Source organism: Kitasatospora sp. NPDC048540, assembly GCF_040651175.1.
GTDB lineage: Bacteria > Actinomycetota > Actinomycetes > Streptomycetales > Streptomycetaceae > Kitasatospora.
Map to the genome: position 1 here is coordinate 17670 of NZ_JBEZIR010000039.1, position 22577 is coordinate 40246.

At 71.1% G+C, this 22577-nt stretch carries 18 protein-coding genes; 8 read left to right on the forward strand and 10 right to left on the reverse strand.

What is annotated here, in order from left to right:
* Positions 1 to 125: 125 nt before the first annotated feature.
* On the reverse strand, positions 126 to 710 hold the full coding sequence (locus AB0D08_RS17630) for a DUF6059 family protein (protein ID WP_359889736.1): 585 nt from the start codon (positions 708 to 710) through the stop codon (positions 126 to 128).
* Positions 711 to 873: 163 nt separating this feature from the next.
* On the opposite strand from AB0D08_RS17630, the gene AB0D08_RS17635 reads away from it, so the two are divergent.
* Positions 874 to 1326, forward strand: a complete 453-nt coding sequence (locus tag AB0D08_RS17635) for a hypothetical protein (protein WP_359889684.1) — start codon at positions 874 to 876, stop codon at positions 1324 to 1326.
* Between the two features lie 394 nt (positions 1327 to 1720).
* Here AB0D08_RS17635 and AB0D08_RS17640 read toward each other — a convergent pair whose 3' ends face one another.
* From AB0D08_RS17640 to AB0D08_RS17665, 6 genes are all read right to left on the reverse strand, one after another.
* Positions 1721 to 2455, reverse strand: a complete 735-nt coding sequence (locus AB0D08_RS17640) for an enoyl-CoA hydratase/isomerase family protein (protein ID WP_033820333.1) — start codon at positions 2453 to 2455, stop codon at positions 1721 to 1723.
* A gap of 78 nt (positions 2456 to 2533) precedes the next feature.
* Positions 2534 to 3472, reverse strand: a complete 939-nt coding sequence (locus tag AB0D08_RS17645; RefSeq protein WP_033820334.1) for an NADP-dependent oxidoreductase — start codon at positions 3470 to 3472, stop codon at positions 2534 to 2536.
* 343 nt (positions 3473 to 3815) lie between these two features.
* On the reverse strand, positions 3816 to 5846 hold the full coding sequence (locus AB0D08_RS17650) for a phosphatidylinositol-specific phospholipase C domain-containing protein (protein WP_359889686.1): 2031 nt from the start codon (positions 5844 to 5846) through the stop codon (positions 3816 to 3818).
* A gap of 1012 nt (positions 5847 to 6858) precedes the next feature.
* Positions 6859 to 8925, reverse strand: a complete 2067-nt coding sequence (locus AB0D08_RS17655) for an FUSC family protein (protein ID WP_359889688.1) — start codon at positions 8923 to 8925, stop codon at positions 6859 to 6861.
* Between the two features lie 89 nt (positions 8926 to 9014).
* Positions 9015 to 9476, reverse strand: coding sequence for a YbhB/YbcL family Raf kinase inhibitor-like protein (locus AB0D08_RS17660; RefSeq protein WP_033820336.1), 462 nt, complete (start codon positions 9474 to 9476; stop codon positions 9015 to 9017).
* Positions 9477 to 9521: 45 nt separating this feature from the next.
* Positions 9522 to 9932 carry a hypothetical protein gene (locus AB0D08_RS17665; protein ID WP_033820337.1) on the reverse strand — a complete coding sequence of 137 codons (411 nt, stop codon included), beginning with the start codon at positions 9930 to 9932 and terminating at the stop codon, positions 9522 to 9524.
* A gap of 547 nt (positions 9933 to 10479) precedes the next feature.
* On the opposite strand from AB0D08_RS17665, the gene AB0D08_RS17670 reads away from it, so the two are divergent.
* Together AB0D08_RS17670 and AB0D08_RS17675 are read left to right on the forward strand one after the other, a co-directional pair.
* Complete coding sequence (locus tag AB0D08_RS17670; RefSeq protein WP_033820338.1) at positions 10480 to 10863, forward strand: VOC family protein; 384 nt, start codon at positions 10480 to 10482, stop codon at positions 10861 to 10863.
* 135 nt (positions 10864 to 10998) lie between these two features.
* Entirely contained in the window at positions 10999 to 12597 is a 1599-nt protein-coding gene (locus tag AB0D08_RS17675; RefSeq protein ID WP_033820339.1) for a metallophosphoesterase family protein, read from the forward strand.
* Positions 12598 to 12695: 98 nt separating this feature from the next.
* Here the strand turns inward: AB0D08_RS17675 and AB0D08_RS17680 are convergent, their stop codons facing one another.
* Positions 12696 to 13229 carry a hypothetical protein gene (locus AB0D08_RS17680; RefSeq protein ID WP_359889693.1) on the reverse strand — a complete coding sequence of 178 codons (534 nt, stop codon included), beginning with the start codon at positions 13227 to 13229 and terminating at the stop codon, positions 12696 to 12698.
* Between the two features lie 128 nt (positions 13230 to 13357).
* Here AB0D08_RS17680 and AB0D08_RS17685 point away from each other — a divergent pair, with 128 nt between their 5' ends.
* The 3 genes from AB0D08_RS17685 to AB0D08_RS17695 all read left to right on the forward strand — a co-directional run bounded on the left by AB0D08_RS17685 (position 13358) and on the right by AB0D08_RS17695 (position 15352).
* On the forward strand, positions 13358 to 14347 hold the full coding sequence (locus tag AB0D08_RS17685; protein WP_033820340.1) for a YafY family protein: 990 nt from the start codon (positions 13358 to 13360) through the stop codon (positions 14345 to 14347).
* Positions 14348 to 14898: 551 nt separating this feature from the next.
* Positions 14899 to 15102, forward strand: coding sequence for a hypothetical protein (locus AB0D08_RS17690; protein WP_033820341.1), 204 nt, complete (start codon positions 14899 to 14901; stop codon positions 15100 to 15102).
* Positions 15095 to 15352 (forward strand): hypothetical protein, encoded by a 258-nt coding sequence (locus AB0D08_RS17695; protein WP_033820342.1) that lies wholly within the window; start codon positions 15095 to 15097, stop codon positions 15350 to 15352. Before AB0D08_RS17690 ends, AB0D08_RS17695 begins: the two co-directional genes overlap by 8 nt.
* Positions 15353 to 15443: 91 nt before the next feature.
* Here the strand turns inward: AB0D08_RS17695 and AB0D08_RS17700 are convergent, their stop codons facing one another.
* The gene (locus AB0D08_RS17700; RefSeq protein ID WP_359889698.1) at positions 15444 to 16286 is read right to left on the reverse strand and encodes a hypothetical protein; all 843 of its coding nucleotides are present in this window, start codon (positions 16284 to 16286) and stop codon (positions 15444 to 15446) included.
* Positions 16287 to 16561: 275 nt separating this feature from the next.
* On the reverse strand, positions 16562 to 17662 hold the full coding sequence (locus AB0D08_RS17705; protein ID WP_359889701.1) for a low temperature requirement protein A: 1101 nt from the start codon (positions 17660 to 17662) through the stop codon (positions 16562 to 16564).
* On the opposite strand from AB0D08_RS17705, the gene AB0D08_RS17710 reads away from it, so the two are divergent.
* Both AB0D08_RS17710 and AB0D08_RS17715 read left to right on the forward strand, forming a co-directional pair.
* Entirely contained in the window at positions 17582 to 19603 is a 2022-nt protein-coding gene (locus AB0D08_RS17710) for a hypothetical protein (RefSeq protein WP_359889703.1), read from the forward strand. The genes AB0D08_RS17705 and AB0D08_RS17710 overlap by 81 nt on opposite strands.
* Positions 19604 to 19738: 135 nt before the next feature.
* Positions 19739 to 22576 carry a LuxR family transcriptional regulator gene (locus AB0D08_RS17715; RefSeq protein ID WP_149038126.1) on the forward strand — a complete coding sequence of 946 codons (2838 nt, stop codon included), beginning with the start codon at positions 19739 to 19741 and terminating at the stop codon, positions 22574 to 22576.
* Position 22577: the final 1 nt, after the last annotated feature.

Genomic DNA, 22577 nt, shown 5'->3' on the forward strand with positions numbered 1-22577 from the left:
CGTACCGCAGGCCGAGTGCCCGAGTCTGCCCCTCCGGGCGGCCGGCCCGGGACAGGAGCCACGGCTCCCCACGGGCGCCGGCCGCAGACCCGCCGGGCCCCCGCGCGGAACGCACGCCGTACAGATCATCCCTGCCACGGGTGCGGATCACGGACGCGCACCGGAATACCGGCGAGCTGCGCCCACAGTTCCCGCTCGGTAGGCGTCGGCGGCTGATCGGGGACGAGCCTCTCCGGGTGCCCCGGAGGAGGGCCGGACGCGACGACCCACCGGCTCAGTGCGGCGGCGCGCAGCGGTGTGGTGACCGCCGCCCAGGCCGTCCCGCAGGCCGCGGAGACCGCGCGCCACCACCGGCCGATGCGGCCGGGTGCCCGTTCCGCCCGGGGCTGCACCCACCATGAGCGACGTGACTGTGCCATCTGCGAGATCCTTCCGATCCGACGTGTACCGGTTGGCTCCAGTCTGGTCGGGGCGGTCGCCGCCGCGGGCTTCCCTTCGGGGCAGGCGGGGGTGTGGAGAGGTCCGCTCGGTGTGCGGCGTCCGAGCCCTGCGCTTCCGACACCCTTTGGCGGGGTCGGCCACGGGTGCCTGCCGGGCGGTACGGGCGGGCACCTCTCGACAGCCGCGGGAGCGGAACCTGGCACTGACAATCGCGTCGTGCTGCGCGAGAGGCCGTGCACGGAACGGGAATCGGGTATGAGACTTGGCATTGGACGTCCGCCGGGAGGAGCCGGCAACCGTGGCCGACCGGCTGCGGTCGATCCGGGGACCAGGCGTGCCAACCCGCACCCCGGTCCCTGGCCGCCGCCTACGCCCGCTGCCCGGCGGCGCCGCCGGAAGAAGCTTCTGCTGGGGATCTCCCTGGTGGGGACGGTGTACCTGGCTGCCGGGGCCGCCGCGGCGCTGTCACTGACCCGGGCCGGTGTCGGTGAGGCGATCGCCGGCAGCGCCGCCTACCTCGCCGCCGCCTCGCTGGCGTTCGGGGTACAGGTCCCTGTGACCTGGCGGGACTACGACGTCCCCCGGGAACGGAAACGGGTTCGCTGGCCGGTGTTGGCGGTGACCGTCGGAATCGGCCTGGCGCTCGACACGGCTGTGGTCGTCGCGGTCCGGGATTTCCTGACCTTCACGGTCATCTACGGTCTGGGGGTGACGGCCGGGGTATCGGCGAACTACGTCCTGTGCGACTTCTTCGTCCTCCGTCCGCGCAGAGCCGATCGGTCGACCGTTTCGGCCCGGCGGCGGCCGAAGAAGCGCCGCCGGGTGCCGATGGCGGCCAAGTTCGCTCTGCGCGGCGTCCGTTGGCGGCAGGCCGGTCAGCGATGACCTCGGAGGGCTTCCGATCCGCCGTGGATGGGCCGGACCCGTCCGGCCCGGTGGCGACCACAGAGGCCGCCGCGCCCCCCCCCGCTGCGCGGCGGACGGCTCACCAGATCCACAGGGGCGGTGCCGGGTACGCCTGGCGGAGTGTCGGGCCGCCGTGCGCACCGTCGCGAGGCGTGGGAACGGTGGACGGTTCTGTGGGCTCCTGGCACTTGCCGCACAGGACGAGGCCTCGGCCGCCGGGGGCGACCAACGTCGCCCAGCCCATACAGCCGTCGCAGTCGCGGGCTGCCTGAAGGTCAAGGGACTGCCCGACGACGGTGCCCTGGTGGAACTGGTTCACGGCATGCCCTCCATGTGGTCGGCGGCATGGTGCCCGCCGTGGCCGAGTCTCTTCTCACCGCTGGGCGAAGACGCTGGTGGTGATGGTCCCGTCGAACAGGCGGTGCTCCAGTGCGAGGCCTTCGGCCAGGGGGAGCGCGCGTCCGTCCAGGACGGCCCGCTTCGCGGCGAACAGGGCGGGAGCCGGATTGCGGGTCAGGTCGGCGCACCAGTCCGCGGCCCGCAGGGCGAATCCACCGCTCGGCAGGACCGCGTTGACGATGCCCAGCCGATGCGCCTCCTCTGCCGTGACCGCTCGTCCGGTGAGGATGAGGTCGGCGGCCGGGCCGTTGCCGATCAGCCGGGGGAGGCGCTGGGTCCCGCCGCCGCCCGGAATGATGCCGTTGCGGATCTCCGGCTGGCTGAAGTGCGAACGGTCGGACGCGATGCGCAGCGTACAGGCCAGTGCCGTTTCGAGACCGCCGCCCCAGGCCTGGCCGTCGATGGCCGCCACCGTCGGCTGGGGGATCGATTCGAGCAGGCCGAGGGCGCGCGGCCAGATCTCCTCCTCCTCGGCCGTCGCCAGTCCGGCGGCCTTCCGCTGGAGGATCGACAGGTCCGCGTGCTTGATGAAGATCCCGTCGATGCCGCCGGCCAGTACGACGACGCTCGCCTCGTCCGTGCGTCCGGCCAGGTCTTCCAGGTGGGACGACAGCTCCGTCAACGACTCGAGGTCGATCTGGTTGTCCGGGAGCCGACGGAAGGTCAGCGTGGCGATCTTGTTGCGAATCTCTAGGGACCAGGAGCTCATGCGGGTGGGGCCTTTCTTTGCGGCAGATCGTTCGAGTCGTTGAGTTTTCAGGGGCACCCGGGGTGCCGGGGCAGCGTGCTACGCGACCTGTATGACGATCTTCCCCCGCGCCCGCCGCGACGCGCTGAACAGGAGAGCGTCCTTGGTACGGTCCAGGGAGTACCGTCGGCCGACGTACGGCTTCAGTGCGCCGACGCTGACCAGCTCCGCGATGTCCGCGAGGTGGTCGCCTTCAGGGCGCATGAAGTAGGGCTCGACCCGCAGGTCCCGTGCCGCCGCCTGTTCCAGGGTGGCCGGAGCGAGGGGAAGCACGGACAGCAGCAGCCCGCCGGGCTTGATGACGGCGAGGGACTGCTCCTGGGTCTGTCCGCCCACCGTGTCGAGGACGACGTCGAAGTCGGCTCCGGTCTCCGCGAGGTTCTGGCTGCGGTAGTCGATCACCTCGTCGGCCCCGTGGTCGAGGGCCTGCTGCACGCTGTCGGCGGAGACGGTGGTGGCGACGGTGGCTCCCCGCTGCTTGGCCAGCTGAATGGCCAGTGAGCCCACCCCGCCTGCTCCGGCGTGGACCAGTACCCGGTCCCCGGCGTTCACCTCGGCCCTCTCGACCAGCCCTTGCCAGGCGGTCAACGCGGCGAGCGGGAGGGAGGCGGCTTCCTCGAAGGTGGTGTCGTGGGGCATCAGGGCGACATAGGACTCGGGAACGGCCACGTACTGGGCGAAGGTCCCGGGGCGGCGCGGATCCACCCGGGTGAAGACCTCGTCCCCGACGGCGAAGCGGACGACGTCCTCTCCGACCTCGACGACGACGCCCGAGGCGTCGTTCCCGAGAATCATGGGCAAGGGCATGTCCATGAGGCCACGCATCGCCCCGGACGCGACGATGTAGTCGATCGGATTGACGCCGGCCGAGTGGACCTCGATCAGTACGTCATGAGGGCGGACGGGGGGTGCCGGCTGCTCGCCGACCTCGACCACGTCCTCGATGGGACCGTACTGTTGGATAAATGCTGCCTTCACTTCTTGCGATCTCCTCGCCTCGGCCGTTCCACTTCTCGAAGAAGTAGACAGAACGGTCTGTCTATCTCTGGACTGTAGCAGTCAGCCAGCCCGGTTGGAAGTGGTGTAGACCGTGAGCTGCAAATTCCGGCTCATGCGGCAGAGTTGAAGTAGATCGTAACCGTTCAACGCCTGAGAGTGACAATCCTTTCTGGGCTAGGTGAACGGTGTGATCTTGAAATGTATTTAAGTATTGAACGAACGTGGGGGAGTGCATGACAGGTCGGCGTCCGGGAACGGACTCGGGGCCCGGGTCGTGACCCGGGCCCCGAGGACTCCGCCGATCACCCGATGCCGGGCACGGTCAGGCTGCGCTGTACGCGGTGGTCAGTACGACGCTCTGCCTGTTGGGAAGCGCGGTGATGCTGACCGGGCTCCCCGCGGTGTAGGCGGAGCCGAAGGGGCCCGCGATGGGTGCCCACCCGGTCCAGCTTCCGTCGAGGTTCCGGGCGTCGTGATAGACGAACCCGGTGACGCCGACGGCGACGACCTGTGACGATCCGTCGGACATGCCCGCGATGCTCACGGAGGTGGCCGAGAAGATCGAGGCACCTCCGTAACCGCCCATCCGGGCGAACCCGGTGTAGGCACCGGACGCCGAACGGGCCTGGTGGTAGACCAGGTTGTCCGGACCCAGCGCGACGATCTGTGACGAGCCGTCCGGCAGCGCGGCGATCGCCAGATCGTGGGCCAGGAAGCTCTTCTCGCCGTTGAAACCGGGCACCTGGCTCCAGCCGCCCCAGGAGCCGTCGGCCTTCCGCACGCAGAGGTACACGGTCCCGTCGGCGCGGCCGATCGAGATCACCTGGGTGCTGCCGTCGGGCATCGCGGCCAGGGCGACGGCGTTGCCCGACCAGTTGCTGCCCGGGCTCTGCCCCGGAACCGGCTGGAACCCGCCGACCGTGCCGTCGACGCGCCGGGTTTCGACGTAGACGCCGTGGTCCGGGGTGACGGCCGCGATCAGTGCGCTGCCGTCGAGCAGGCCGGTCACCGCGACGTTCGTCGGGGTCTGGGCCCCGGGCGTGTCCAGAGCCTGCCAGGCTCCCACGGCACCTGCCGTGTTCCGGGTCGCCGTCCACAACCCGCCCGCCGTGCCGACCGCGACGATCTGCGCCCGGTTGTCGGGAAGGCCCGCGACCGCCTGGGCGTGCAGCGAGGTGACGGGAGGCCCGACGGAGGTGAACACCGACCGTCCCTCGACACCCGGCACGGCGGCGGACTGCGTCCAGGAGCCGTTCGGATTCCGGGTGGACGACCACAGCTGGTAGCGGCGCAGGACGTTGCGCTCGATGATGGTGCCGACCAACTGCCCGCCGGGCCAGTCCATCTCGATGATGCCGGTGTTGCCGGTGGTGGCGCGTAGGTAGTCCAACAGGCGCTGGTTCATGCCCTGACGGCCCATCGAGCCGCCGGCCACATCGGCGTAGGTCGCACCGAACGGGGGACAGCTGGCGGAGAGGCCGGTGGTGGCGACCGTGTTGCCCGAACCGGTCTCCAGCTGGTCCAGCCGCGCCTTGAGCAGTCCCCAGCGGGTGTCGAGGTTGCACTCGGTCCAGGAGATGTTACCCGTGTCGAGCCCGGCCAGACCGTAGGCGGGCTGGTGGGCGCCGTTGAACGACTCCAGCACGATCCGGCCCCGGACCTGGCCGAGCGTGGGGGACTGCGCCGCGGCGGTGCCGGTGACCGAAGGCGCCCAGAACAGGCCGGGGTAACGGGCGATGTAGCTCTGGAAGATCCGGGCTTCGTCGTCGAGCGTGGTGCTCGGCGGGTCGTTCACGCACTGGCCGATGGTCTCGGGCCCCGACCCGCACTCCCCGGCCAGCTTCATCAGGACGGTCTCGCCCGGGTGGGCGGCCAGGAACGTCCGGGCCTTGGCCAGGACGTCGTCGAAGTTGGCGTGCTCGTAGACGTTGGTGTGGTGGACGGCGAACGCGGTGCCGCTGTTGACGACCCGCACCCGGATGTCGATGGCGCGGATGCCCGCGTTGAGCTGCGCGGTGAGGGTGTCGGCGCTGTCGCCGTGGTTCTCCTGGGTCTGCCAGTACCACGGCGCGATGCCGCCGTGGATGGCCAGGGTGTCATGGGTGCCGGGGATCGACATCTGGCCGAGGCCGGTGGCGTCGGGCAGCTGGTTCATCCAGTCGGGGTTGCTCACGGCGGTCACGCTGTTGAACGACCCCGAGGAGTAACTCGGGGCCCAGGGAAGGTCGGCGGCGGAGGACGGCGCGGTGGGGATCAGGCCCAGCGCCACCACCGTGCCGACCGCGACGAGCGGCCGGACCAGCCGTCGAAGGGGACGTGCGGTGAGTCGGTTCTGCGAAGGGGGGGAAGCCACGTGAGACTCCTTACCCGATGAGGGTGAGCGGCTCCGGAATCCGGTGGGGACCGGCCGGACTGTCGTGATCGGGAGTTCGGTGGTTCGTCGGCGCCGAGCCGGATCGTTCTGATGCCGGCCCGGGGCCTGAGCCCTGGCGGCGGGCGTCGCGCCGTCCGATGCCTGTGGAGGCCGCGGCAGGGTTCACCGGGCGACGGGGAGCACGGGCGGCGATGCGTGGCGAAGAGGGACACGGCAGGGCTGATCGCGAAGTGCTGGCCCGGTTCCCGTAGCGTCCGGACGCCAGCAATGAGCATGCCAGACGAGGTGAGTCCGGAGAAGCGTTCGAGCCGTCCGTCCTGCGGGTTGCGACGACGGGCGCCGGACGCCGAGATCCGGTCGAGGCTGTGCCGCCGCACCGGAGGCCACGAACCGGACGCCATCCGGCCACGCCGAAGCCCTGACGCGCACCGTGCAGGGCGCGGCGGCAGGAACCGATGAGGCGGAACGCCCCCGAACAGGACGAGCGTGGCGGAACGGGGTACGGGAGCGGGTTGTACAGGCGATTCAGATCGTTCGCATATTGAACCGGAAATCTATGGGTCCCTGTCCGAGAGGCCGTGATCTGCAGTCGGAGTTCGGTCCGGTAGCCGGCCGTGGAGTGAACTCCTGTGCCGTTTTCGCCAGAACAAGCCGAATCGCATGGAAAGCTTCGGACCCGGCGATGCCGGGCGGTGCTGCTCCGCTCCGGGCGTCCGCGAGGGTTACGCACAGGTGATGCTGGAACAGGGGATCGGTGGGGCCGGAAAATTCATTCTGGGTGGAGCCGAGCCGGCCAGGGTCTGTCGGAGTGGGCTGGGATCCTATGCTGATCTCAAGTCCCCCCTGGCGGCACTCAGTGCGCTCTCCGATTACAAGGTCGGGGAACCGCGGATCCTCATCCTGCATGGAAATATGGAACAGAAATGGCGGGAAGCCTGGCAGTGGGGGAGTGGTTCAAATCTGCCTCGGAAAGGTTCACGGGGGAGCCCGATCAAGACTCCTGCCGGTACCGGACCCGTGAAAGGCGTTCGATGCAGGGCTGCATCGCCGTGAGGAGCTCGATGACGGGGCCGTGCTCACGGATCGTCCTGCGTACGGGAGTGTCCTCCTGCCGATGCGCCGGCAGCTCGCGCGTGCGCTGGGCGTGCAGCCGGTCGAGGTGCAGCCGCATGACGTCGAGGGCATCGGTCAGGGCTGCCACGTGTCCGGCCCGCTCCTCGGGCCGGGCCGCGGGAGCGTGCACACGGTAGTCGTCGAGGCCGGGCACGAGCGCCGCCCGCCGGGTGTCGTGCGCGGTGAGGGCGGTCAGGCGTGCCATGAGCGTGGCCAGGGTCTCGACGGCGGCCGAGACCTCCGCCACCGCCGCGGGGTCGTGCGCCGGCTCCCGCCGTGCCCGCCGCAGTGACGTCTCGGCCTCGGCCAGGACGCCTTCGGCCCGGCGGCGTGCCTGATCGGCGGACGGATCGCGGGAACGGCCCAGCTCTTCCACCACCGCGCCCAGGTAGGAGGCGACCGCCCGTGTCGCCTCGGCGGCCCGTGCGCCGAGCCGGTCGTGTTCCCAGTCGGGCCACAGCAGATAGCCGCCGACGAGCGCTGCCGTGCTGCCGAGGACGGTCATGGCGATCCGCTCCAGGGCAGATCCCCAGTCACCGGGCTGCGCCACGTCACCGATCAGCAGTACCAAGGGGGTGCCGAAGACGACCCAGAACGCGTAGTTGACGGGTCTGAGGGCGAAGCCCGCACTGATCACGACGAACAGTACGACCGCGAGGACCGCGGGTTCCTCGACTCCCGCGATGAGCAGCGCGGCGCAGGTTCCACCGATCACGGTGCCGGTGATGCGCTGGCCGGCGCGTTCGACGGTGGCGCCGTACTGGGGCCGCAGAACTCTCAGGACGGCGAGGCTCGCCCACTCGCCGTGCGGCAGGCGGGCCGCCCAGACCAGGGTGAAGACGGCGGTGCAGACGGCGGTGACGCGCAGTGCGTGGCGGAAGGTGGAGGAGCCGGGCGTCATGGCCGTCCGCAGGCGCGCCGCGTCGAAGCGGTCCTGCCGGGCGGGACCGGGGTGGAGCCGGGCGGGAGCCGCGTGGCGCAGGGCGAGGGCCTGACGGTGCGCGGTGTCGGCGGCGGCGCGGATGCGGTCCAGCAGCCGGCGTTGGCGTCCGGCCCTGGCCGCCTCGGCGTAGGGCCCTCGTCCGGTGGTCGCGTCGGAGCGCAGGTCGTCGCAGGCGAGGACGAACGCTGTCATCGAGTCGGCCGAGCCCGGTGGCGGGGCCACTGCGCGGCGGGGGTGGGTGAGCAGACCGGCAACGGTCGCGCTCCGTTCGGCCAGGGCCTCGGTGGCCGTGGTGAAGGCACCGATGACGGCCCGGGGCGGGGCGCCGGTGGCGGCGAGCGCGGCGGTCAGATCGACCAGTGCGGATGCCTGGCGCAGCAGCGGTTCCAAGGTGTGGGCCAGCTGTTCGTCGCCGCCGGGGCCGCGCAGGTCCCGGACGGCCTGTTCGGCACGGCGCAGCGCGGTGACCGAGGCGTGTCCGTGGCCGGCGCCGGTCTCATCGCTGCCGACGGCGAGCCGGGCCAGGTGACGGCTGACTTCCAGGTAGGGCCGGGCGGCGGTGGCCAGGACGCCGCGCAGGCGGGGTGCGGGGGTGAGCAGGCCGGTGGCGGCGGCGTACCAGAGTCCGCCGGCCAGGACGAGGAGCGCCGCCCGCGAGGCGCCGGACGTGCCCGAGGCACTCTGCCCGGCTCCGGCGAGCAGGGCCGTCGCCGGCATGGTGCCAAGGCGGGTCACCGTCCCGTGGACCGCAGGCCCCATCGCGGCGAGGAAGACCAGCACCGCCAGCAGGGCCAGCGCGAGGGGGAACAGGCCGGTCACCAGTTCCCCGACCCCGAAGGCGAGCGCGTTGACCGCACCGGCCACGACCAGCCCGGTGGTCCGTTGCCGGCGGGGGCCGCCCTTGTTGGTGAAAGCCGCCACATAGGCGCCCAGGCACGCCAGCGCGCCCGCCTCGGAGTCACCGGCCGCCACGCCCGCCAGCAGGGGAAACCCGACGGCCACCCCGTTGACCAGTCCCGCGACGGCCGCGGGCCGGCTGCCCGGAGCCGGTGTGAACGGAGCGGGCAGCCGGGCCCCGCCGCGGTGGCCGGTCAATCCCGCTGGTACCGGCCCATCAGGACGGCCTTCGCCAGTACGTGGTCCTCGACCGCCCGTTCCAGTTCCGCGCGCCCCGCGGAGGGCGGCAGGTCCAGGCCGGTGTCGAGGGCGTAGAGGGTGAAGTAGTAGCGGTGAGGGCCGTCACCGGGCGGTGGTGCCGGTCCGATCCAGGTGTTGGTACCCCTGGAGGTGATCCCCACCACTCCGGCCTGCCCGCTGTCCGTCCCGGACATGCGGCGCTGTCCTGCCGGGATGTTCCACACCACCCAGTGGTCGAAATTCCCGTCCGGCCGCCGGTCCCGGGGTACATCGGGATCGTGCACCACCAGAGCCAGACTCGCGGCCGCGGTGGGCACGGCGTCGAACTCCAGCGGCACCAGGGACTCGCCACCGTCGATGGAGTGCTCGACGGGGATCCACCCGCCGTCATCGAAGGAGGGGCTCGAAATCCTCATACCGTCATGCTCTCCCACGAGGGGCCCGGGGCAGGCAACGGCGCCCTAGAACGCGACGAAGTCGTGGTAGCTCGCTCCTGCCATCAGCCGGGCGAGTTCCTCGTCCACGTAGAACCTCTCGCCTTTCAGGAGCCGCCCTTCCCGGGTGAGGACGACCATGATGCGGTAGACCTTCGAGTCGTACGGCGGCTTCAGCCTCAGGTCGTACTCCATGCAGGCGCTCTGCGCATCCCAGCACTCGCCGACGGGGGTGTGGGATTCGATCAGTGGGAAGAAGTTGTCGAAGTGCTCGCGGTAGAACCGTTCGACCTTTTCCCTGCCCTCCAGCCTCAGCCGGGCCGGGTGGAACTCGTAGACGGGGCGCCCGACGAGGGTGGCGAGAGTCCCCTCCAGATCGAGAGCGGTCTCCCGGTCGGAGTGGAGTCTTACGAGTTCGCGCATGTCGTCTGCCGACATCTGTTCTGGCCTTTCCGCCGGATCCGACTGTATACGAGCAGGCCGTCTTTATCATAGCTGGTGTGCGGCCGGCGCCGGGTGAGAATGGGCTCCCTCGACTGCCCGTTGACTCCATTTTGGAATCTCCTTTTCCGTTCTGCGGATCGCTGCATCTCGACTTCCGGCGATGTCCGAGGCGCGCGGGGCCAGTCATAAGTTCAGTGCACGGGCGGGGGCGGAGCGGGTGTATGTGGGTGGACTTTCGCGCAGGAATACGAGGATCCGGGGGCAGGCCGGGTGACCGGGCCCGGCTGGGCCTGGGCTCCGTCGGAGTGCCCGTGGCCGTGGCCGGTTTCGCAGGTGCGATTTCTCGCCGCCGACCTCCCGGCCTTCCTCGCCGACCCCGCGAAGCGGCCCTGGAGTCCGGTGTTCGATACGCTCCGTCGCGGGAAGCCGCCCCGGCCGAACCGGCCGGCGGCCGGCGGCGCCCCGGAGCCCATCTGCTCGTCCGGATGCGCGGCCCGCCCGTGCGCCGGTGACCGCGACCTGACCGAAGGAGACCGCTGCCATGCGGATCGACCGGCTTGACCACCTCGTCCTGACGGTGCGGGACATCGACGCCACGGTGGACTTCTATACGAAGGTCCTCGGCATGGAAGAGACGGCCTTCCGTGGCGGGCGCCGAGCTCTGACGTTCGGCCACAGCAAGATCAACCTTCATCAGGCCGGTGCCGAGTTCGAACCCAAGGCCGCCCGGCCCGCCCCCGGCAGCGCCGACCTGTGTCTGATCGTCGATCAACCCCTCGACCAGGTGGTCGCCGAGCTCGCCGCGCACGGTGTGCCGGTCGAGGAGGGCCCTGTCGAGCGCACCGGGGCCACCGGACCCATCGACAGCGTCTACGTGCGCGACCCCGACGGCAACCTCATCGAACTGAGCAACCTCCGTCCCTGAGGCCGTTCGGACCCGTCGGCCTGTTCGAGGCATTCGCGGGGAATCCGGCGGTGCGGGGCGGCCGTTCATCTGCCGGCCGCACGGTGCCAGGCTCGCGTCACCCGCCGGCAAGCCATGACTTGTAATGTCCACGACATGGACATTCAGCGTATGCCGCACGAGGCCGTCGAGCGCCTGAGCATGGCCGAGCAGCACGAGTGGTTCCGCAGTGTCACGTCCCGGCGGGCTCTGATCCGCGGCGGCCTCGCGGGCGCGGGTGCACTGGTGGCAGGTGCCTCGGTGGGGACCGGGTCGGCGTCGGCGGCCCCCGCGCCCGCGCCGAACACCGGCGGGCTGCTGGGGAAGGCGGAGCGCAGGGCGGGGGCGTCCGTCATACCGTTCGGGCGCCACCTCGCCTACGGACCCGACCCCAGAACGTCGATGTCCGTGACCTGGCAGGTCCCCGCCCTGGTGGACCGCCCGTTCGTCCGGATCGGCTGTTCCCCCACCGACCTGGGCCAGCGCATCCCGGCCCGGCTGTCCGTCCTCAGGACGCCGTACGAGTCGTTCACCGGGCCGCGCAACGGCCTGCCGCCCGTGCACCCGACCGATCTCGAGCAGTACTACCTCACCGCCCGGATCGATCACCTCACCCCCGGCCGCACGTACTTCTACACGGTCGGCCACGACGGCTACGACCCGGCCGCCCACCCGGAGCTCGGCGGCCCCGCGTCCTTCAGGACCGCCCCCGCCGGGCGCGAGAAGTACACCTTCACCGCCTTCGGGGACCAGGACGTCAACGTCGACAGCCTCGCGATGACGGCCGCGATCCGCCGCCAGGCCCCCGCCTTCCACCTGATCGCCGGAGACCTGTCCTACGCCAACGGCAACGGCGTGGGACACGTCACCGACTGGGGCTTCGACCCCCGCGCCTGGGACACCTACTTCCAGCTGAACGACTTCGTCTCCGCATCCCTGCCCTGGCAGGCGGTGGTCGGCAACCACGAGCTCGAACCCTGGTACTCCGGCGACGGCTACGGCGGCTACCGCGAGCGCTTCGCCCTGCCGGACGCCGAGCAGACGACCTACTACTCCTTCACCCACGGCAACGTCGCCTTCCTCGCCCTGGACGCCAACGACGTCGCCTACGAGCAGGCCGCCAGCCTCGGCTACACCGCAGGCGCCCAGACCAGGTGGCTCACCCGCCGGCTGGCCGCCTTCCGGGCCGACGAGAACATCGACTTCGTCGTCGCCTACTTCCACCACTGCGGGTACTGCACCGCCCCCGCCCACTCGTCCGACGACGGCGTGCGCGGCACCTGGGGACCCCTGTTCGACCAGTACGCCGTCGACCTCGTCATCAACGGTCACAACCACCTCTACGAACGCACCGACCCCCTCAAGGCCGGCCGCGCCACCGCCAAGGCCCCCATCGGATCCACCGTCACCACCACGACCCACGGCACCACCTACATCGTCGCCGGCTGCGCGGGCGACTCGCACTACAACTTCGACGTCCCCGACAGCTACCAGGGTGCCGTCCACGATGTGGACTCAGTCACCTCCACCACCCACAACCCGGCCGGCGGCAAGACCGCCGAGACCGTCGAATGGTCCCGCGTGCGCTACACCGGCTACGCCCTGCTCGCCGTGGACGTCGACCCCGGCGGGCACGGGCGCACCCCGGAACTCGTGGTACGCGGCGTCAACCAGTTCGGCGCGGAGATCGACCGCGTCACCATCCGCCGCACCTGACCCCCCGGCACCCCCACAGCCGCAGGGCCCGCCCTTTCCGGGCCCGCGGCGGCGGGAGCCCCCCGGCTCCGCCGCCGCACCGCAATCCGCCCCGACGGTCAGCCGACCGGCGGCAGCACGGCACCGGGGCCCTGCGCCGGCGCGCCGGACCGATGGAAGTACATGGTCCAGTTCGTCTCCCAGCTCTCACCGCCGTCGGCCGAGAACGCCTGCTCCCAGTAGGCCGAGTCCGCCGTGATGTCCGACCAGACGAAGCGGCACCGGATCGGGACGCCGTCGTGGGTGTCGTCACCGTGGAACACGCCCCGCCCGTCGCCGCCGAACCGGCCGCGCACGGGCGGCTGGAGCAGGCCCGTGCGGCTGCTCGCCCAGTACAACGACCACTCCATGCGCGCAGGGTCGAACAGCCTGAGGGTCAGGCCGGTGGTGCCCAGGGTGGGGAAGGTGATCTCGTCCAGATTGGCCGCCCCGTCGAACAGCGTGCCCGTGCACACCGCCCGGCCCGGGAACTCCTCCCACTCGGTGCAGCCCGCCAGTCGCGTGACGAGCCGCCGGTTCGCCACCTCCCAGGTGCCCACCAGGAAGTCGAAATCCCCGCTGCCGGGCTTCTCGATGACCGAATCGCTGTTCAAAGTGCCGACTTCCTTAGCTCTTGCTCTTGCTCTTGCGCTTGTACGGGCCGGGCCCGCTGCCCGACCGGAGGAACGTAGCCCGGCTCCACTGACACCTTGTGTCAGTGGAGTACGGCAGACTTCTCCGCATGCGTGCGAGTCGTCTGCTGTCCGTCCTGTTGCTGCTCCAGACCCGTGGCCGGATGACCGCCCGGCAGCTGGCCGAGGAGCTGGACGTGTCCGTCCGCACCGTGTACCGGGACATGGAATCGCTCAGCGCCGCCGGGGTCCCGCTCTACGCGGACCCCGGCCACGACGGCGGCTACCGGCTCATCGGCGGCTACCGGACCCGGCTGACCGGACTGACCCACGACGAGGCACAGGCGCTCTTCCTGACCGGTCTGCCCGGCGCGGCCGCGGACCTCGGCCTGGAATCCGTCCTCGCCGCCGCCCAGCTCAAGCTGACAGCCGCGCTGCCCGCCGAACTTCGCGAGCAGACCGGCGTCCTGCAGCAGCGGTTCCACCTCGACACCTCCGCCTGGTACACCGAGGCGGACGTCACACCACACCTGGCCGCCGTGGTCGACGCACTCTGGCAACAGCGCCGCATCCGGATCCGCTACCACCGCTGGAAGGCGCCCCAGGAGGTGGTCCGCACGGTCGAGCCCTACGGGGTGGTGCTCAAAGCCGGCCGCTGGTACCTGGTGGCGGGACAGCCGGAATCCGTCCGCACCTACCGCGTCTCCCAGATCCTCCGGGCCGAGGTGCTCGCGGACCACTTCGACCGGCCCGACGGCTTCGACCTGGCCACCCACTGGAAGTCCTCGCTGGACGACTTCGACGCCCGCCGTCGGCAGGGCGAGGCGCTGGTACGGCTCTCGCCGGGCATCCTGAAGGAGCTGCCGGAGCTCGTGGAACCCTCCGTCGCGCGCGCCGCCCTGGAGAGCGCCGGACCGCCCGACCCCGACGGCCGGATCCACGTCGTCATCCCGATCGAGTCCCACGACCACGCCGCCCGCACGCTGCTGCGCCTCGGCGCGGAGGCGGAGGTGCTGCAGCCCCCCGAGCTGAGGGCACTGATCGCGCGGACGGCCGCCGCCATGGCCGACACCTACCGGACCCCGCACCGGCCGGGGTAGCCCCGGGCCGTCCGAGTGAGGCTCCCCGAGCGTGCCCGGTCTCTGCCGCCGTGCACCGCCCTGCCGGCCGGTAGGGTCCCCGTGTGACCACCGTGCACTGTTCGAGGGCGTGTGCGCCCTGCTGGCGGGAAGGCCTGGCCATCGCCGCCCCCGGTGCGGCCGGCCTCCATGTGCGGCTGTGCCGCCAGGGCGTGATCGTCGGCCGGCGGGCCGGATCATCCGGATCACCCGTGTTCGGTCCGCCCCTGCCGCCGAGGTCTTCCTCCGCCGGAACCCGGCCGGACGCCGGGCCGGCACATCCGACGGCCACGGCGTTCGCCGCCGGCTGGGACGGTGTGACCTCGGCGCCGGCCGTGCTGCTGGAGAAATCCGGCTACCGGGCCGCTCCCCACGGGGGCGACGTGCCGGTCACCGCCCCCGTCGCGGGAGAACCGACCGGACAACGAAGCTCCGGCGGCCGAACGGTTCGCGAAGCCGGACCGGTCCCCGGTTCCCGGGCGCTGCGCTACCCTTGAGGCACCGTCACTTGACGCTCTGGAGGACCGATGCGAATGGTGTTCGACCCTGCCGAGGCCGGGCAACTGCGCGCAACGGCCCGGGACACCGCGCTGGAGGATCCCACCCTCGCGTACGTCCTGCTCGACCTGGCGGAGCACGGTGTCGACCTGAACGCCTGCCGTACGTGGGAGGACATCAGGTCCGAACGCGGGATCGAGACCGCCCCGGCGGCCGGCGGCGAGCAGCGCGTTGCCTGATCGCATCCCGCGCCGCGCGGTCATCACCTTCCACGAGGTCGCCGAGCGCCAGATCGCCGAAATGGACGACGCGGCCCTGGCCAGGCTCGACCCGCACCTCAACACCATCGCATCGTCCCCGAAGACCGCCGGCGTCCAGATGCGCCCCGACAGCCCGGTCCTGGAGTACGCCAAGGACGGTGCGCGGATCGCCTACATCTCCACCGTGCTCGGCACGATCGTCCTCGTCGCCTACGTCGAGGTCGGCTGAACCCGGCCCGGCGGCCGCCCGACTCACCGGTGCGGGTCCGGCACGGCGTGCGGATCCCGTCCCGGTCGGCGGGTGCAGAAGACCGAGCGGTCTAGAAGATCCACGAGAAGATCTTGTGGATCAGGTCGAACAGCGCGCTTCCGAGCGGCCTCCTGCCGTCATCGCAGCTACCGGCGCTCTGGGTCGACGTGGCACCGAAGAACTGGTCCCCCGTGTTCTTGACCTCCGTGAACCCCAGCGGCTGCGTGGACGAGTTCCTGGGCACCGGGTTCAGACGCAGGATGCGGCCGTCGGCGGTGAAGGAGTACGTCCTTCCCGCGGACTGTGCGAGTCCGTACGACGCGGGGAGCGAACCCAGCTCCGTGGTGGTGCGGTCCGGGTGGAGCCGGAACAGAGCGGTCGGGTCCGTCGCCGACCGCCTCAGCGAGATGACGTCGCCGTCGCCTAGGACCATCAGGTCGCCGGAGGCGGAGAACCCCGCCGGGAAGTCGGCGTAGGCCGCACTCGCCCCGGTCCGAGGGTCGATGGTCCACACCGTGGTGGTGCCGCTTCCGGCCAGCAGCAAGCCGTTGGGGAGAGCGGTCAGGGAGATGATTCCGACGGCTCCGGCCGGCCCGGTGATCGGGATGGTGGAAATCTCCTGCCCCGTCCGGGGGTCGATCGTCGCCAGGACGCTGGGCGACGCCCAGTCTGCCCCGTAGAGGGTCTTCCCGTCGGAGCTGAAGGCGATGTCGCCGTAGACGCGTGTCAGCGGAACGTCGCGCAGCTTGGCGCCCGTGGCGGGGTTGAACTCCAGCAGGCGGGCGCCGTGATCCCCGGTGTTCGCCCAGAGCGACACCGGTTTGCAGCTCTGCGAGTTCGAGGGGACCTGTGCGGCATCGGCGTTCGAGGCGGTCGCCGCGAGCGAGGTTCCGGCAGTGGTCAGCGCGATCACCGCGCACATCGCGCCGTTGCGCACCTTCGAGTGACCATCGAACATCCTCATCGCCTCCGTGCCGAGTGCCGAATGGGGGACTGTGAACAGGCATCCGCATGCAGGCCGGAGTTTCCCGGTCGGCCACGTCCTACGTTCGTGCGTGGCGGCGTCGGGCGAGGATGCCCGAAGGGCAGGAGATCGGGCACGGTTCGCCGACCTCGTCCACCGGGGGGCCGCCGCCCGTCAGGTTCCGCTGGGTCAGGGACATGCCTTCGGCGTGGGGCGGGGCGGCATCATGCGCCGCGTCGGGGAGAAACGGGCCGCAGGATCACCAGACGGTTGACCGCCGCCGGCGTGGTGAAGGCGGCGAACAGGGCGGCGGCCTGAAGCGCCGGGTCCAGGTTCTGGCCCAGTCGGCCCACCAGCGTCAGGAGGGCGAGGGACGGCACGAGCCACCGGGCGACCCGGGCAGGCTGTTGTCCGACCGTGGTGACGGCGAGGAAGGCGTTGTTGCACAGGAAGATCATGAGAGCGGCCGACATCAGCCAGAGCACTCCGGGGCTCGGACGGCCGAGCAGCGTCCCCAACCCCGCGACCAGGGTCATGAGGGCCGCGGCGGGGAGGAAGTGCCCGTACATGAAGATGCGCCGGGCCAGCACGAACGCGTCGTGAGGCCGGTTCCGCAGGGTGGAGGCGGCGAGGGCCGAGCCGAAGTCGAAGTAGATCCAGCAGACCGCGCAGAGCACCGCGAAGGCCGCGACCGCGGTCGCCACCGAGTGCGGCGTGGAGTGCGCGGCGACCAGCCCGCTCACCAACTGCGCCACTCCCTCGCCGAGCACGATGATGATGAAGCCGCCGAACCGGTCCACCAGGTGGGAGACGTCCACGGAACTGGTGCGCCGGTAGAGGGCGGTGGCGATCTCGACGCCGGTCCCGGCCGCCCACAGCGGATAGACCAGCGGTGGGTGCAGGGGTATCGACGCGGCCCAGCACGTCATCGAGATCAGTACCGCGGCGCTGGAGCCTCCGCGCGGATGCCGCCGGCCGAGCAGCCATCGGACCAGCAGCAGCCCGGCCAGGACGGCCACGTAGGACCCGGCGAACAGCGCGGTGCGCCCGTGCGCGGCATCACCGGCCCCGGCGGCCATGACCAGGACGACCGCCATCTGACCCATGACCGCGACCCGGCGCTCCGCACCGCCCTCGCCGAACAGATTGGTGTAGACGGTCGAGGACACCCACACCCACCACACCGGGGCGAACAGCGCGAGCATCGTCAACGCGGCCCGGAAACTCGGGTCACCCACCAACGGGTGGGCCAACTGGGCGACCAGAGCGACGAACATCAGGTCGTAGAACAGCTCAAGCCACCCGACACGCCGGTCCTCGATCATGCCGTCAGTAAACCTTCGCCACCTGCTCGTCGTACCCGGCCGGCAGGCCCGAACGCGGTCTTCGACATCTGCGCTCAGGTCGGCGCGTTCGCGCAGGGAACGTGCTCCGGGAGCCGTACACAGTGGTCCACGCGATCCCGAGGAAGGAGCCCGGGTATGGCTGGCTGGCTCGACCCGGAGACAGCGGACCGGCAAGCGCTGGACCGTGACCTGGCCCTGCTCTCGAGCAGGACGAACGCATGCCTCGACTTCGCCACGTGCCTGTCGGACCAGGAGGCCGTGACCGCGTTCGCGGACTTCTGCCTGTACGGGCCGACCTACGATCCGCTCCCGAAGACGGACGCGGGGCAGAACCCGTCGATCGCGGAGGCCGCGCTCCTGGCGTACTGCTGCGCCACGGCGGAGACCGCCGACGTCCAGGCGGTACTCCGGGACCACCGTGCCACCTGGGGCCTGGATCCGGAGAAGAACACCCTGGTCGGCCAGGCGCTGGCGGCCGCGCGCGAAGCCGCCGGTGACGGGCTCAGCGAGGCGGACCTGCTGCGTGCGGCACTGGAAGGTGTACTCGAGGCCTATCACGAGGACTTCGTGGAAGACGTGCTGGCCCACCACACCGCTTCGCGGGACACAGAGCCCGAACCGCCGCTGTACGCGTTCCACCTGGACCTGGAGACCGCGCGGGGACGGCAGGAGCTGGGGGGCCGTTGGTACACCCGCGAGGAGGCCCTGGAGCTGTTGGGTATCGGAGGTATGGCCGGGCCGGCCGCTGCGCTGAACGCCGTGGACCGGCCCGGCACGGTCAACGGAATCAAGATCGGTAGCGTCGACGGGGCCACCACGGTCCGCGCCGTGCTGTCCCGGGAATCGGTGCGCGTGATGAACGACGGCACGCTGCTCCCGGGCTCCTCGGCCTACGTTCTGGGCGGATCGGTGCTGCTCACGGCCGCGCCGGGCCGACCGGAGGGAAGGCTGGCGGTCAGGCTGGCCGAGGATCTCGGTGCGCTCTGGACGGTATCCCTGGTATCCGGGTGGGGCGGTGTACGGATCGCCGAGGATCTCCCTCAAGAGGTCCTGGAGCAGCTGGCCGAGTTCCTTCCGCCGGGGGCGAAGCCGCGACGGCAGCAGGTCCCGGGGGAGAAGAAGGGGCCGAGCCGCAGCTCCCGGGACAGACTCTGGCGTCCCCTGCCCGACGGGTCCTGGGCCAGCTCCGCCCCCGGCGGCGAGGCTTGGCGTCCGGAGCCGGGCCCGCCCGCTGACGACGGCGCCCGGGTGGTGCTGGACGACGGAAGCACCCGTCCGTGGCGTGCCCACCGGCGTGCGCTGGCAGCCGAGCAGATCGGCCTGTCCAATCCGACGGTGCTGCCACAGCTCGGCTACGGAGAGACGCTCTACGGAATCCCCCTGCCGTGGATCAACTTGCGCAGGCTGCTGCGCGACCACGGATTCGACGCGGCGCAGGCCCGCCGCAGGCTCGCCGAGAAGTGGGAGGAGAACCCCGGCAGCACCGAGCGCACAGAGCGGATCATCCCGGAGGACCCGCTCCTGGAGCTGGCTTTGCAGATGAGGGTCGACATGTCGAGTGAGGTCCGGGTGGAGTGGCGGTTCATGGTCGGGGGCTCCCCCGTGCTGATGAGGACGGCCAACGAGCACCGGATCGACGGACTTCGCCAGAACACCGGGCGGAAGCTCCGACTCATCGAATTCGAGGCGACCCTGGTCATTGATCCGTCCGAACAGCAGCGCCGGGCCATGGAACTCGCCGCCGCACTCAAAGGGCAGGGGGCGCGGGTCCGGACGGGAACGATCAGATCGGCCAGGACGACCGTCGGACGCCGCACCTACATCAGCGCTGCCATGGACGATCGGCTCGGGCCGTCACGGGAGCTCGCCGCACGGGTGGCGGCACGCGGCCTCACGCTCCGCAGTGCGGCCGACACCTAGACGACCGATCGACGGCGCCGCGGGGGAGAACCGAGCCCCGGTGCAGGTGGACCAGCGGCCGCGACCGCGCAGGCATAGAGGAGATAAAGGGACAATCGACACATCTGGTGCATCTGCTGTGAAATAATCGTGTCTGTGGCTGTCATCTCCAGCGACACCGAGGGGACCACCCAGACCCGGGCAGGGCCAGCGGCGGGGGGCTCGTTCGTGGGCCGCGCAGCAGAACTCGCCGTGCTGGCCCGGTACGCCGCCCAGGCCGAACAGGGCACCCCCGGCCTGGTACTTGTCGAGGGCGAGGCGGGGATCGGCAAGACCGCCCTGGTCCGCCAAGCACTCGACCACCTCGACGGCTTCTCGACCTGGTGGGCCCTGTGCGACCCCTCCGAGCAGGACTGGGCCTTCGGCGCCGTCGGCCAGTGGCTGCTCCGCGCCGACCGCGACACGCTCGAACGCTTCGAAGTCCTGAGCAGACCTCTCGGCCCCACCACCGCACCGTCCGCCGTCGGAGCCGAACTGATCGAGCTCATCGACCAGGCCCAGAGCGACGGCCCCGTTCTCCTCGCCGTCGACGACGCACAGTGGGCGGACGAGGAGTCGCTGCGCGCCCTGCGGTTCCTGCTGCGCCGCCTGTGGGCTGACAGAGTCCTGGTGGTCGTCACCGCCCGCACCTCCCCGCTCACCGCCGCAGGACCGACGGACGTCCTGTCCGAACAGGACGTCCAGGAATGGCGGCATCTGGAGTCGGGCATCGCCAACACCCACGTGCTGCGTCTGTCCGGCCTGCCCGAGAACGACGTCAGAACACTCGCCGGACCGGGAGCCGAAGCCCGACCGGACCTGGCCCATCGGCTGTGGCGCCACACCGACGGGCACCCCCTGCACCTGCTGTCCCTGCTGGAATCAGTCACCCCGGCCGACCTGGCCGACCCCGACCGCCCCCTCCCGGTGCCCACCTCGCTCAGCAGTGCCATCTGCCGGACCCTGGACACCCTGCCCCCACGGAGCCGGGCGCTCGCCGAGGTCCTCGCCGTACTCGACGCCAGAGTCCCGCTCGTCCTGGCCGGACGCTTCGCCGAGATCGACGACGTGGCCGAGGCCCTGGAGCCACTGCTGGAGTGCGGCTTGGCCGGATGGTCCCCGGGTGAACCCTCCACCCCGGTCCACCTGAACCACCAGCTGCAACGCGACGCCATCTACCAGGCCATGACACCGCAGCGCCGCCGTACGCTGCACACCGCGGCCGCCCCCCTGGTCGGCGCGGACGCCGCCTGGAGCCACCGGGTCGCAGCCTGCGACACCACCGACCCCGCCCTGGCCCTCGAACTCGAACAGGAATCCCGGCGCCAGGCCGGCGACGGCCAGCTCGCCCGCGCCGCGACCCTCCTGCGGTGGGCCGCCGACCTGTCCGACACCCGCGAACTCCACGAGGACCGCCTGCTGTCCGCCGCCACCCACATGAACAACGTCTTCAACCGCAACGGCCTCAAAGGCGCCTCCCAACTGCGCGAGGCGGTCGAACACTGCGCCCCCACCGCCCGTCGCACCATGCTGCAGTGCTGCTACGCCCAGCAGACCGGCGACTACGGCACCGCGTTGCAACTCGGAATCCTCGCCGTCACCCAGGCCCGGGAAGAGGGCGACCGGGAGACCGAGACCATCGCCACCATCCGTCAGAGCGTGGCCGCCTTCCACGCCGGGGAACAGGCACGCGCCGCCGAACTGATGAGACAGGCGGACCTGGCCACCCAGGGCACCTCCGTGCTGGTGAGATGGCTGCTGGGCATCGCCCTCATGTTCACCGAGGGCCCGCGGGCCGCTCTCCGGGAGCCCTGGCTGGCCGCCCTGCCCGAAGACCCCGCCGAGACCGCTCTGACCGACACGGTCCTGCTGGTGAACCGCGGCTTCTGCCACCTCGCCCTCGGACAGCTGCGGGAGGCGGCCCGGGACTTCAGCGCCATGCTCGCGCCGGCCAGGTCGGACGCCACCGCACCGCTCTCCCTCTCGCACGCACACAGCAACCTCGCCGTCTGCCAGTACCTGCTCGGGGACTGGCGGGCGGCCGCGGTGCAGGCCGAACTGGCTTACACCGAGGCGGAACTGGCCGCTTTCGGGACACAGGAGGCCGCCGGCCACGGCTGGGCCGCGATCGTCGCGGCCGGCCAGGGCCGCTGGGAGAGTGCCCGCGAACACTGCCGGGCGATCGCCGGCCGGCCCACCCTCCCCGTCTTCGCGGACAGCCACAGCCTCGGCCTCGCCGCCATCGCCCAGGCCCAGGCGGACCCCGCGGCCATGTACGAGGCGCTACTGCCGGCCCTCGCCCTCGTGCAGTCCGACGGCGGAGTCTGGCCGACCCACCAGTTCTGGCCGATGTGGGCCGAAGCACTCACCGGCACCGGACGAATCGACCAGGCCCGCGAAGCACTGGAGCGACTGCGGGAGCAGAGCCGACAGATCGAATTCCTGCGACCGATCACCGCCTTCACCGCAGGACGGATCGCCTTCGTCGAGGGAAACCCGGAAGCCGCCGCGGCCGCCTACGACGAAGTCCTCGCCCGACCGTTCGGACCCGACTACCCGCCCCTGCACCTGGCCCGGCTCGAACACGCGGCAGGAACACTGCACCTGCGCCAGGGCGACCGGCAACGAGCCCTCCGCCTGATCGACAGCGCCCGCGACCGCCTTCAGGGACTCGGGGCGGCCCCCTTCCTCGCCCGCCTCGAACCCGACCACCGAGCACTCGGCACCACCACTGCCCCGGAGCCCGCCGGAGCGGCCACCCGGCTCACCGACCGGGAGATGGACATCGCACGCTGCGCCGCCCAGGGCCTGACCAACCGCGAGATCGCCCAGCAGCTGTTCGTCAGCGTCAAGACCGTCGAGTACCACCTCGGCCACGTCTTCGCCAAGCTCGACCTCTCCTCACGCCGCCAGCTTCAACGCCGGCTGGCCGAGGTCGTTCCGGAACACGTCTGAG

Coding starts and splice junctions, on each gene's coding strand:
- AB0D08_RS17630 (WP_359889736.1), bottom strand. CDS start 710: ATGCCAAGTCTCATACCCGATTCCCGTTCCGTGCACGGCCTCTCGCGC.
- AB0D08_RS17640 (WP_033820333.1), bottom strand. CDS start 2,455: ATGAGCTCCTGGTCCCTAGAGATTCGCAACAAGATCGCCACGCTGACC.
- AB0D08_RS17660 (WP_033820336.1), bottom strand. CDS start 9,476: ATGAGGATTTCGAGCCCCTCCTTCGATGACGGCGGGTGGATCCCCGTC.
- AB0D08_RS17665 (WP_033820337.1), bottom strand. CDS start 9,932: ATGTCGGCAGACGACATGCGCGAACTCGTAAGACTCCACTCCGACCGG.
- AB0D08_RS17670 (WP_033820338.1), top strand. CDS start 10,480: ATGCGGATCGACCGGCTTGACCACCTCGTCCTGACGGTGCGGGACATC.
- AB0D08_RS17675 (WP_033820339.1), top strand. CDS start 10,999: ATGGACATTCAGCGTATGCCGCACGAGGCCGTCGAGCGCCTGAGCATG.
- AB0D08_RS17685 (WP_033820340.1), top strand. CDS start 13,358: ATGCGTGCGAGTCGTCTGCTGTCCGTCCTGTTGCTGCTCCAGACCCGT.
- AB0D08_RS17690 (WP_033820341.1), top strand. CDS start 14,899: ATGGTGTTCGACCCTGCCGAGGCCGGGCAACTGCGCGCAACGGCCCGG.
- AB0D08_RS17705 (WP_359889701.1), bottom strand. CDS start 17,662: ATGATCGAGGACCGGCGTGTCGGGTGGCTTGAGCTGTTCTACGACCTG.